General features: G+C 59.4%; 15 protein-coding genes and 1 pseudogene. 3 read left to right on the top strand and 13 right to left on the bottom strand.

The genetic code is table 11. From position 1 onward, the window contains the following. Window positions 1-13: 13 nt before the first annotated feature. The 9 genes from ACP7C5_RS19060 to ACP7C5_RS19020 form a co-directional block, all read right to left on the bottom strand. Window positions 14-765 (bottom strand): IS5 family transposase gene (locus tag ACP7C5_RS19060; protein WP_426265499.1). Its coding sequence is split into 2 segments (ribosomal slippage): window positions 14-432 and window positions 432-765, totalling 753 coding nucleotides; the frame shifts between segments, so codons are not numbered across the junction. Between the two features lie 355 nt (window positions 766-1,120). Beyond that, a complete protein-coding gene (locus tag ACP7C5_RS19055; protein ID WP_426265498.1) occupies window positions 1,121-1,336 on the bottom strand; it encodes a hypothetical protein in 216 nt (71 codons plus the stop codon). Window positions 1,337-1,463: 127 nt separating this feature from the next. After that, window positions 1,464-2,240, bottom strand: coding sequence for a hypothetical protein (locus ACP7C5_RS19050; RefSeq protein WP_426265497.1), 777 nt, complete (start codon window positions 2,238-2,240; stop codon window positions 1,464-1,466). A 112-nt stretch (window positions 2,241-2,352) separates the two neighbouring features. After that, window positions 2,353-2,787, bottom strand: coding sequence for a DNA-binding protein (locus ACP7C5_RS19045; protein ID WP_426265496.1), 435 nt, complete (start codon window positions 2,785-2,787; stop codon window positions 2,353-2,355). A 77-nt stretch (window positions 2,788-2,864) separates the two neighbouring features. Beyond that, on the bottom strand, window positions 2,865-3,968 hold the full coding sequence (locus ACP7C5_RS19040; protein WP_426265495.1) for a replication initiation protein: 1,104 nt from the start codon (window positions 3,966-3,968) through the stop codon (window positions 2,865-2,867). Between the two features lie 403 nt (window positions 3,969-4,371). Further along, window positions 4,372-4,602 (bottom strand): BrnA antitoxin family protein, encoded by a 231-nt coding sequence (locus tag ACP7C5_RS19035; RefSeq protein ID WP_426265494.1) that lies wholly within the window; start codon window positions 4,600-4,602, stop codon window positions 4,372-4,374. Next, entirely contained in the window at window positions 4,589-4,864 is a 276-nt protein-coding gene (locus ACP7C5_RS19030) for a BrnT family toxin (protein WP_426265493.1), read from the bottom strand. The genes ACP7C5_RS19035 and ACP7C5_RS19030 overlap by 14 nt, the downstream gene beginning before the upstream one ends. 55 nt (window positions 4,865-4,919) lie before the next feature. Further along, window positions 4,920-5,369, bottom strand: a complete 450-nt coding sequence (locus tag ACP7C5_RS19025; RefSeq protein ID WP_426265492.1) for a hypothetical protein — start codon at window positions 5,367-5,369, stop codon at window positions 4,920-4,922. After that, entirely contained in the window at window positions 5,362-5,637 is a 276-nt protein-coding gene (locus ACP7C5_RS19020) for a mobilization protein (protein ID WP_426265491.1), read from the bottom strand. Before ACP7C5_RS19020 ends, ACP7C5_RS19025 begins: the two co-directional genes overlap by 8 nt. A gap of 187 nt (window positions 5,638-5,824) precedes the next feature. On the opposite strand from ACP7C5_RS19020, the gene mobQ reads away from it, so the two are divergent. The 3 genes from mobQ (at window position 5,825) to ACP7C5_RS19005 (ending at window position 8,540) form a co-directional block, all read left to right on the top strand. Beyond that, complete coding sequence (gene mobQ, locus ACP7C5_RS19015) at window positions 5,825-7,036, top strand: MobQ family relaxase (protein WP_426265490.1); 1,212 nt, start codon at window positions 5,825-5,827, stop codon at window positions 7,034-7,036. Window positions 7,037-7,206: 170 nt separating this feature from the next. Further along, window positions 7,207-7,926, top strand: a complete 720-nt coding sequence (locus tag ACP7C5_RS19010) for a carbon-nitrogen hydrolase family protein (protein ID WP_426265489.1) — start codon at window positions 7,207-7,209, stop codon at window positions 7,924-7,926. Window positions 7,927-8,009: 83 nt separating this feature from the next. After that, complete coding sequence (locus ACP7C5_RS19005; RefSeq protein WP_426265488.1) at window positions 8,010-8,540, top strand: cysteine hydrolase family protein; 531 nt, start codon at window positions 8,010-8,012, stop codon at window positions 8,538-8,540. A 120-nt stretch (window positions 8,541-8,660) separates the two neighbouring features. On the opposite strand, the gene ACP7C5_RS19000 is transcribed toward ACP7C5_RS19005, so the two are convergent. The 4 genes and pseudogenes from ACP7C5_RS19000 to ACP7C5_RS18985 all read right to left on the bottom strand — a co-directional run. Beyond that, window positions 8,661-9,134: an NUDIX domain-containing protein gene (locus ACP7C5_RS19000; RefSeq protein WP_426265487.1), complete on the bottom strand. Its 474-nt coding sequence runs from the start codon at window positions 9,132-9,134 to the stop codon at window positions 8,661-8,663. 258 nt (window positions 9,135-9,392) lie between these two features. Continuing rightward, a complete protein-coding gene (locus ACP7C5_RS18995; protein ID WP_426265486.1) occupies window positions 9,393-9,713 on the bottom strand; it encodes a hypothetical protein in 321 nt (106 codons plus the stop codon). Window positions 9,714-9,790: 77 nt separating this feature from the next. Further along, complete coding sequence (locus ACP7C5_RS18990) at window positions 9,791-10,351, bottom strand: recombinase family protein (RefSeq protein WP_426265485.1); 561 nt, start codon at window positions 10,349-10,351, stop codon at window positions 9,791-9,793. Between the two features lie 461 nt (window positions 10,352-10,812). Further along, window positions 10,813-10,918, bottom strand: a pseudogene (locus ACP7C5_RS18985) (IS5/IS1182 family transposase); the annotation flags it as partial.

Here is a 10,918-nt window from a genome sequence, read left to right as displayed (position 1 = left end):
CTAGGGTCAGGACTCATAACCACCAGGTGATGGCGGCTACGAGGTATATCGCGCCGAGGAAGTTGGTGGCGAGTTTGTCGTAGCGGGTGGCGATGCGGCGATAATCCTTGAGGCGGCAGAACATGCGCTCGACGGCGTTTCGCCCCTTGTAGAGCGTGCGCGAGAAGCAGCTTTTCCAGCGGCGGTTGGCCTTTGATGGGATGTTGGGCACAGCGCCCTGACATTCGATCAGGTCGCGGATCGCGTTGGTGTCATATGCCTTGTCGGCCAGCACGATGGTACGCGGCGCAAGATCATCGAGCAGGACATCGGCGGCACGGCAGTCGGCGATGTTGCCGCCGGTCAGCAGGAAGCGGAGCGGGCGACCTTGGCCGTCGGTGAGCGCGTGGAGCTTGCTGTTTCGGCCACCTCGGCTGATCCCGATCGCCTGGACGAGCGCCCCCCTTTTCCGCCGCCTGCCGAGCGGTGGGCTTTCATGTGCGTGCTATCGATCAGGACTTCGGCAGGCGGCCCGCCCGCTGCTGCCAGCGTGACGAACATCTCCTGCCAGATGCCTTTTGCCGCCCACCGCACGAACCGATTGTAGAGCGTCTTTCTCGGACCGTAGCAGGCGGGGGCATCTACCCACCGGCCACCCGACTTCACCACATGGATGATGCCGCTGATCACCCGCCGGTCATCGACCCGCGCGACGCCTCGTACCTTGTTCGGCAGCAACGGACGAAGCCGCTCGAACTGCTCTTTGCTCAACCAGAACTCGCTCAAATTCAGGCTCCTGCTGTTGCCGAGCCTGAATCACATTCGCGCCGCCAAGGGAATCCCGTTTATGGGTCCTGACCCTAGGCGGAACCAGAACCGCAATGGTGTTCGAACGAAAAGCTGGAGCATATCCTACCCTCGTTATGGGTGCCGCTGCATAGAAGCACGTCGGCTTATCGCTGCAAACCCTCAAAAAGCGGTCGGACCGCCCACCGCCAGGCCCTAACATTCGCGACCGGCAGCGCATCGAATTTCTGCATCACCGCAATGCCGAGATTCCCGCCGTTCCGAGCGTGATGCAAAATTTGTGAATTTTGCATCAAACGCGCAGAAAGCAGTGATATATCTAGTTGCCAGAGTGCTATTTCTCGCTAGCTGATTTTATTGCGCCATAGACACAACCTAAACCCAGCAGGCTATAAATCGCAATTATCGACCAATACCATTGGGCGTCAGTTTCACGTCTGACAAAACTTCCTAATAATAAGCGAACCTTTCCAGTAAATAGCGCTATTCCAACGATACTAGCGCTAGCAAATATACCTATCACGAACCAACGACCACGACTGATTGCCATGCCATATTCCCCCAAAATACTTTATAGCGTTGGTAGAAATAGAACCTGTCTTTGGTATCGCCTTAGCAGGTCATTTTTACAGTTCTAGATGTTATGCAAAATATTTGATTTTTGCATCATTTCCAGGTCACTTAACTCGTCGAAGGAGGTAGGTTTTTTCGACTCCGTCAGCCTCGCGGTGAACACTGACCTTGATCGTGTGACGGTCCGGCTGAAGGCGCAGCGTCTGCAATGCGGTCTTCTTGCCGTCGAGGGACATGCTCACGATCACGGTGTTGTCCCCCTGAGTATTCACACTAACCCGCCCCGTCTCGGCGTCACCACGAATTGAAACGGGCGGGCCACCAATAACGGCAGTGTAGCCGTAGCCGTCATGCCCCAGGAGGCTGTAGCGACCGTCACGAAGCCTGATCGTGTCGATCAAAGCCGCTTGGCTTTTCTTGATCGATACAGCACGCCAATCACCCGACACCAGATGCTCGCCGGGGCTGTGACGCCCGTCGCGGGCGGAATCGATCACGGTCGAAACTGCACGGCCATTCGGTTTGCCGAAATCGGTGATCATCCTTCGCATCGATTGCCCGTCGACGGAGGCGGCATAGGTTATCGAGTAGATAAGCTTGCCTCTAAAGCGATCAAGTTCTCGTACGCGACGCCGATCCAGGATCGTGACGGCTACCGCGTCTACAAAGGGGGCGTTCCCAAGGGAGTGGAACTGCCCATCGGCCGGTACGCTGATCGCTCCCTTGCTCCTCGAAAACCGCTTACTCTTCACCACAATCCGTTCCGGCTCTGGCTCCTTGCTTAAGGTGCTGAGGTCCGTGGTCCAGTCGCCATTGAAGTCGTTCAGGGAGGGAGCAGGCTGATCGGCGAACAGCACGAGCGAAAGCAGGATTGGAAGCATCTGCGGATGCTAAGCGCTTCCCTATTCGATGTAAATTTTCGAAGGTAGCAGAAGCGCTAACAGCCGCTACTGGGTCGCGTCTTCCGTCTCAAAAGGGACCCCTTTTGCAACCTCACTCGTCGGGACGGCCAAATAGCCGACCGAAGAACCCCCGCTTGGATTCGGTAGGGCCAGGTCCTGCCAGCAACCCAATCACTCGGGCCTGCGCCTCACGGCGCTCATCCTCGGATTTATCGAGCCGCTGCCGTAGGTCATCGACCACACCATCACGATCACGAAGCTGTTCACGCAACAGTTCAACTTCTCGGAGCAACCCCCCTGTTTTCATTAGGGTTTCTCTGTTTCCTATGGGGGTATCGGACCGAACCGTTTCAACCGTTTCCGGCTGCTTTGGGGGAAACACCCTAAACAGCTCAGATGTTTCGATCAGGTAGCCATTATCGGTTTTTTCGGCATAGCTAAGACGACCGGATTTCAGCGCTTTCGATACCGTTCCCTTGCTGACACCAGCCAGTTCGGCACCCTTTGTCATCGAGACTGTAGCCATAAGTTATTCCCACGTTTCCAACCGGGAACAATGACCGGTCACCAGAGGGTATCGCGCAACCCCGTTGGAAACAAGGATCAGGGTTTCGCCCACTTTCCCGCGCAACCCTTTACCCACGTGGTCCAATCTTCGCGAAGAGCATCACCCCGGAGTTGCCGACGTCTGTCAGATCGGACCCGGACGTATTGATCCGCTAGCCGCTGGATCGCGTGGCCTCCACCGTGTGCTAACCCGATCGCATAGAGATCTGGCGTGCTATATTCTGACACCTGATCGTCCGCAGGCCATCGCAGTATGTCCGAAACCGAAAGTCTGGCGGCTGTGGCGGCTATGATCGTCGCAGGATCAATAATCGCCTCTTCGGTGCCTTCGCGCCGTGCACGCCGGCCGGCGCGGTGACGTTCATTTTCCTCCTCGGCCGCTACAGCGGCGATCGGGGCTTTGCGGCGGAAGGTGATCGCTATTTCGGTGACCTTGCGGCCCCTTCGCTTTGCGACTTCCCATGCTACCGAGAATTGAGGGACAAGCTGATTTATCTCAACCGTCGCCGCATCAAGGACGAAGCGGCGCAGGTCAGCAAAAGAGCCATAAGTGCCTTCAGGGACGCCAAGCTTAGACCGTAGTGTGGCGACGTCTCCCCGCCAGATCGGCACGTCGCGACGATATAGCAAAGCTCCCAGTTGGTAGAGTTCGAGGGCATATTTGCTATCGAACGCCAGCACCGTTTCCCGGTGCAGCAGGGCATAGGCTTCGCTGTCTTTCAGTAGATCGCGGGCGCGGCGGGTGAACCGGTAGATCAGCCATCCTTGTTCTCCCCCCTCAAATGTCTCCTCGATCATCTGAAACGTGCGACGGCCTTGGTCACCCTCGACCTGATCGGGCATCGCGAAAAAGATACCCATCAGCTCGTCGATCGTGTCGGTCAGGCGATCATTGGAATTGTGGGAGCCGCGCAGCATACGCTTGGCGATCCGATGTTCTTGGTCGCGCCAAGCGTCGCCAGCGGTCTGATGCATCATCAAGGCGAGAACCTTGCGAGCCGACAGGCTAAGCGAGACACCACGCGCATAGCGAACTTCGACCAGTTCGCGTGGTTGCACGATCGTGTCGGAACCTCGCTCCTTCTCGATCCGCGCAACTTCCATCGTGCGCCCTGGCTTGTCGTCGGCTGCCCCGCTCATGGCAGCACAATCGTTCGATGCAGCAGCACGGTCAAGTATTATGAGATGAGGACGGTTAGCTTCTCATTTCACGCACCCCAAAACTCATGATACCCCACCCCATTCCTCATGATACCCCACCCCAAAACTCATGATACCCCACCCCATTTCTCATGATAGGCCGGAATCGGCCTTTAAAACCAAAGAGATACAGCCCTCTGAATCATAGAATCGTTGAATCATGAATCAACGCGCGCGAACAAAGAGGATTTAATGGAATTGGCCTATGGCCAATGCGCTGCTGATGCGTGCCGGCTACGCCGTCACAGGGCGGCCTAACGGCCGCAGGCTTGGCGAGAAGGAGTGTGGTCGAGAGGAGCGATCATCTACCGACTGTCACGCGTTGTGGCGGTTCAGCGAAGGATTAGATCCGGCCTGCCTCAACCAGCTGACCAAGCAGAGCGTTCACGCGGGTCTGCCATCCGGGGCCGCTGCCCCGCAGATGCTCGACCGTCTTGGCATCCAAGCGGATTTTGACTTCTACTTTCGGCGCATCCGACTTCGGTCGTCCACGTCGGGAGGGCGTCATGCCAGCCATGAACGTGGCGTCCATCGGCGGGTTGTCCTCGTGCAGCTCAGGATCAAACTTGGTCATAGTAGAACCTCACCTCGTGCTTTTCGGCCGGCCGCAGACTGATGGCGCGCACCGCATCCTCGCGAGAGCCCTCGGTGAACACCAGCACGTGCAGGCGATCGCCGATCAGACCCAGGGCAACGAACCGAACCTCGCCGTAATCGAAACGGTTATCCTCGCGCTCCAACGCCGTGTCCCAGTCGAACCCCTCGGCCGCCCGCAGCGACATGCCGTGCTTGTCGGCATTGGCGCGATCCTTGGCCGGGTCGAACTCGATTTCCATGAAATTCTGTACACCCATTAAATAGCACGAACAACATTTATCGTGCACCCATAAATTACCCGGTCGGCTGTGCCTGTAGCGGCACCCATCCGCCCTTGCAGGTATGGGTTTTGGCGTTCCAGTGACCGCCACAGCCGTACAGATGCTGCTCGATCTTGGGTTCCTTGGCCCATTGGTAGGCGAGGGTCGCAGCAAAGATCAGCCCCAGGCCGATCAGGGCGGCGTAGAGCCATTCCTTGAGCCGGTCCCACCACATCCTGCTACTGGCTCGCTGAAGCTCTCCTGCGGCCCGCTGGAGGTCGTACAGCACCGATCCGGTCTGTTGGCCCCATTCGGCACGCTGGCGGGCCTCCTGCTCGATCTGGCGGGCCAGCGTGGCCGATTGCTCCGCGACCCCCTCTGCCCCGGCCTTACGCATGGCGTCGAGGAGGACGCGGTAATCGGCTTGAGGATCGCCGGAGGGAGGGGGCGCGTCGAAGTCGGCGGGATCGAAGGATTCAGCCATCGGCAGGGCGACCCTGGAAGGTCCATCCCGCAAACGCCTTGTGGTCCTGATCGCGGTTGATCCGCTTCATCAGCGTATTCAGCCGATCCTCCCACTCCGCGTCCTTCATCGCAGCATCGAGAAGCAGGCCGCCGAGGATGATTTTGCGACGGGCATCGGCCTTGCGGTTGAGCGTGGCCGCGCGAGCTTCCAGTGCTTGTAGCTGTGCTTTTGCCTGGTCGACCTTGCGACGGGCTTTTTCGAGAGATTCGAGTGTTGGTACCGCCATGTTTCCTGCCTGAAAGCATGAATACGAAGTGAGCATAGCGCGTAACAAGGAGGGACGCTACCAGAAGGACGGAAGGGAGTGAATGGCGCACTTATGCAAACTTGCGTTTGCGTGCGTCGGGGGATACCCCGAACCCCAGCGGGCTATCGCCCGCGCCATGCTCCCGCATGGCAAGGAGAGCGCGGCGATGGCGAGCTTCCATCTTGCGGTGAAGACGATAGGCCGTTCCGCCGGTCGCAGCGCGACCGCGGCAGCGGCCTATCGTGCGGGCGTTGAGATCGCGGACGAGCGCACCGGCATCGTCCACGACTACACCCGCAAGCAGGGGATCGAGCATCGCGAGATCGTCGCTCCCGCCGACGCACCCGAGTGGGTGCGCGACCGGTCGGCGTTGTGGAACGCCGCTGAGCAGGCCGAGACGCGCAAGAACTCGACCGTGGCGCGGGAATACGAAATCGCGCTCCCGGCCGAGTTGTCGGCCGAGGAGCGGCGCGACCTCGCGGTGGGCCTGGCGCAGGAGATCAGCGAGCGGCACGGGGTGGCGGTGGACGTGGCGATCCATGCACCTGGTCGGCAGGGCGACCAGCGCAACCACCATGCGCACCTCCTGACCACAACGCGGCGGATCGGCGCGGAAGGGCTAGGGGAGAAGAGCCGGGAACTGGACCAGAAGACGAGCGGGGAGGTCGAGCGCTGGCGGGGGCGGTATGCCGAGATGCAGAACGCGGCGCTCGAACGGGCGCAGCTGGCCGAGCGGGTCGATCATCGCAGCCACCAGCGGCGCGGGATCGAGCAGGAGGCGACAGTGCACATGGGGCCGAACGTCGTGGCGATGGAGCGCCGGGCCGAGCGGGAGGCGCAGCGCGATGGGCGTGAGTATGAGCCGGTGACGAAGGTCGGCCAGCACAACGCCGGCGTTCTCGAGCGGCGGACCCTGCGTCAGTATATCGAGCAGGGCACCGAGTGGGCGCGCGAGATGACCCAGCGGGTGGCGGGGCGAATGCACGGGCTTGCGGCGATGTTGAGCGGTGCGGTCGATCGCGATCGGCGCGAAGCGGCGGAGGCGCAGCAGCGCGAGCAACTAGCGGCCGAGCGCGCACGCCTATTGGCGCAGGAGCGCCAGCAGGCCCATGCCCGGGAACAGGTGGCCGAGCGGTTCAGGACGATCGCGGCGCGGCGTGAGGCGGGCGCCCATGGCTATAGCGACCAGAGCAGCGATTGGCGGGCGGCGCCTGAGGCGCTGCGCAAAGCGGTGGACGCCTATAACGGGGCGAACCAGCACACCAAGGATCTCTACATCGAGCGGATCCAACGCGAACCCCAGATGGCGCGCGCCGTGGGTCAGCTCATCCACGATCGCGAGCTGGTCCTGCAACGGGATCGGGGATTGAGCCGGTGACGGACAATCTTCCGTTTTCCGTCTCGATCGGGGCATTTCGGGAAAATCGAATTGGGAACAGGATTGAAAAAGTCGGGCCCTACGGCCAGCTATCCGGCTCATGCTGACACCGGCGTTCCCGGCCGTCGTTCCCTTTTGGAAAAGTCTGATCGAGGGCTAAGCTGCCCTTGATGCGTATCGCTGTTGTTCAATGCTCTAACCTTTCCGATGACGCGCGCCGTGCCGGTGACGCGATCCTGGAGCGACTTCGCTGGGCGGACGAGGAAGGTATCGGTCTCACCGTTTTCCCAGAGGCGTTCCTGCTAGGCCACTCATACGCCCCCGAGACGATCCGCTCGCGCGCCAGCGTAGCCGCCCCGGCCATTGCCACCTTGTGCGAGCGGGTTGCGGCATTTCACTCGACATTGGTGGTCGGAGCATTCGACCTGGTTGATGGAGAGGTCTTCAACAGCGCGATCATCATCGAGGCGGGTCGGGTTGTCGGCCGCTATTCCAAGGCGCACCCGAACGAGCCAGGGGTGACCGCCGGCAGCGACTTTCCCACGTTCCTGCGGTCGGGCGTCCGGTACGGTGTGAATATCTGCAACGACGCCAACCATCCCGGCACGGCGCAGCGCATCGCCGACCAAGGTGCGCGACTGATCGTTTATCCCTTGAACAATATGCTGCCTTCGGAGACGGCCGATCGCTGGCGGGAGAAGAGTCTGGCAAACCTAATCGACCGCGCGCGCCAAACGGGCTGCTGGGTGGTGTCGTCTGATGTGACCGGCACATCCGGCAATCTTGTAAGTTATGGATGCACTGCGATCGTGACGCCGGAGGGTGACGTTGTTGCCCGCGTGCCGGAGTTGCGGGAGGGTGTGGCGGTCTATGACGTGCCGGCCTGCTAGGTCGGGACTCCTTTCTCCTTCCACCATCATTTGAGAGAAGGTGCCCGTGGGTGCTAGGGGCGAGCAATCAAGGAGCGATCGATATGAGCAAGCGGGCTTTGTTGGTGGTGGACATGCAGCAAGGGCTTTTTACCGACCCGCGTCATGACGCCGCTGGCCTGCTTGCGCGGCTCGATGATCTGGCTTTTCGCCTGCGGACGAAGGGCACGCCTATCATCTTCATCCAGCATTGCGGGCCAGACGGCGACGACCTTCATCCCTCGCAGCCCGGCCATGCCTTACATCAAAGCCTTGCGGTGGAGGCGTCGGACACGATCATCACTAAGGCCTGCTGCGATGCATTTTTGGAAACCACCCTCGCCGATACGCTGGCAGAACTGAAGATCGACGAGCTGATCGTTACCGGGTGCGCGACAGATTTCTGCGTCGATACCACTATCCGAAGCGCGCTGGCGCGCGGGTACAAGACGATCGTGCCCGAGGACGGACATACGACCGGCGACCGCCCCTATCTCTCCGCCGAGAAAATCATCGAGCATCACAACGCCGTTTGGGCGAACTTCATTTCACCTGTCGGGCCAGCGCATCTGACCCGCTGCGAGCGTATCGTCTAACCCGTTCCCATTCCCAATCGCTTTGGGAAGGCGCTGGCGGCCACAAGAGCTGATCAGCCACCGTCCCACAGCCGACCAACGATTGGGAAAGAATGGCCCTAGGCGAGACGCCCGCGCTTTTTACCAAGCACCGAGCCCTGTTACACCAGATCTATATTCTGTGATCCGTCGGACGGTTGCGGGAGAGGCGGAAGCGGGGATCTGGTCAAGGGCGAACCAGCGCGCTTCCTCGATTTCCATTAGGTCTGCCTTTGGTAGGTTGCTGGAAGGGCCTGAGACTGTACGCGCGGCGAATATCACAATGTGATCGTCCTTGGCTTCACGGCGACTGTGATAGATGCCCAATACACGCTCAATCTGGGGACTGACTACCGCGACCTCCTCCTCAAGCTCGCGCAGCAACGCAGCTTCAACGCTTTCGCCTTTTTTGACGCCCCCGCCTGGGAGGTACCAAGCATCGGTGTAGGTATGCCGAACGAGAGCTATGCGGTCGTTCTGATCAAGCAGCACCGCCCGAACTCCAAATGTCCTCGGTTTAGTCACTTTCCAAACAAGGCGGGCGGCCTTGCCGATCAGTCGATGATGTAACGCCATCGGGGATTTCCTAAACCGACTGGAAGCCGGGCTGTGAATGGTATCATCACCCGATCTGCATGTCTGTCGTTAGCAAACGACAAATTGACCGGTTTAAAGAGCGAAGGGTACACCTTTGGCTTGGAATGCCGGTCCCGAATTTCATAAACGATGCAAAACTCACAAGTTCTGCATCAGGCTCGAAACGGCGGAAATCGCGGCATCACATGATGTAGAAATCTGATGCGTTCTCGGCCGCGAAATGTCTGGGTTTGGTGGCTAGCCGTCATTCGGCAGGATGATATTGCGAGCTATATACAACGCGACTGCCGACACTATTGGGAAGCCAGTTTTGACGATGACTTGTCCCGTGGCGACCTTGAACACCGTCACAACCGGGATGGTTATACCAAAAATGAGAAAGAGATTATCTGGCGTGGTCCAATTTATTCCAAGACCAATGAAGCCGAATAAACAGCCAATTACCCACAATGGTTTAAGCTTGAAAATAGGATAGCGAATGACCACGGTTACAGACCAAATGCTGAACGAAGCGGCAATCACCGCAAATAGCACAACAAGTATCTGCGAGACATTCACCGACGTAGCCTTTCGTTTATGGCCTTACCCCTATTAAAGATCAGAGCGGACCGTCCGCAAGTGGGCGCTAGCTGCCATCAACTTTCCTGATCCCGTAGCGCCCGCCACAGGGTTGAGCGGCTGACGCCGAGCAGGGCCGCCATGCTGGCGGTGGTCTCGCGATCGGCGGCAATTTCGTCCTTTGCTTTGTAGAGCTGCGCACCAGTCAGGGCGCGAGGGCGACCGAGGTGTCGGCCACGCACTCGGGCGGAAGCCATGCCTGCGCGAGTGCGCTCCACGATCAGGGCACGTTCGAACTCGGCCAGCGCCCCCATGATGTGAAACACCAGCTTACCCCCAGCCGAACCGGTATCGATCGCCTCGTTTAGCGAGACGAACCCGCAACCCCGGTCCTGCAAGGCCGCTACCAGCTCGATCAGGTGCGGCAGGGAGCGCCCCAGGCGATCAAGCCGCCACGTGACCAAGGTGTCGCCGTGTTTCAGCGTGGCGAGCGCCTGGTCGAGCCCAGGACGCCGACGCGCAACACCTGAAACACCCTCATCCTCATGGATCATGCTGCATCCAGCGGCGGTCAGAGCATCACGCTGAAGGTCGAGGTTCTGTTCTCCGGAGGAGACCCGTGCATAGCCTATTTTCATCCGCTCGCTTTGCTACAGCCTTTCGCAACAGCCAAGCTACTGATTTCGTTGAGCCCATATTCCGTCGCGAAAGGGAACCCTTTCGCAACAGCCGGGACGACAGAAAGCGATCCTTTTTGCCGTTTTAGAGGGGCGTGCTGCGTCCGTTAAGCGGACGGCGCTGGTTCGAATACTTGGGCTGCCCATCTCGTCCCGATGACGATAACAACCCCGACGAACCACAAAATAGAAAGCTGCAACAGGCTTTCCGCTATCGCCATAAACCAAGCATTTTCGTAACCTGCATCAAGCTGATGTTGCGCGAGTGTCATACACGCACTGCCGAAGCCGCTGCCGTTCGAACGGCATACATTGAAATGATGCATGTAGGCACTTGCGGTCTCGCGACCGAAAGCGGTCCAATGCCACAACGTAGCCAAGACAACCCAGATAATTGATGCCGCTATTCCTAGGGTCAGGACTCATAACCACCAGGTGATGGCGGCTACGAGGTATATCGCGCCGAGGAAGTTGGTGGCGAGTTTGTCGTAGCGGGTGGCGATGCGGCGATAATCCTTGAGGCGGCAG

Origin of the sequence: Sphingomonas sp. PWP1-2, assembly GCF_049898305.1 — a bacterium.
GTDB lineage: Bacteria > Pseudomonadota > Alphaproteobacteria > Sphingomonadales > Sphingomonadaceae > Sphingomonas > Sphingomonas glacialis.
This window is presented reverse-complemented; position numbering and strand designations above follow the sequence as displayed.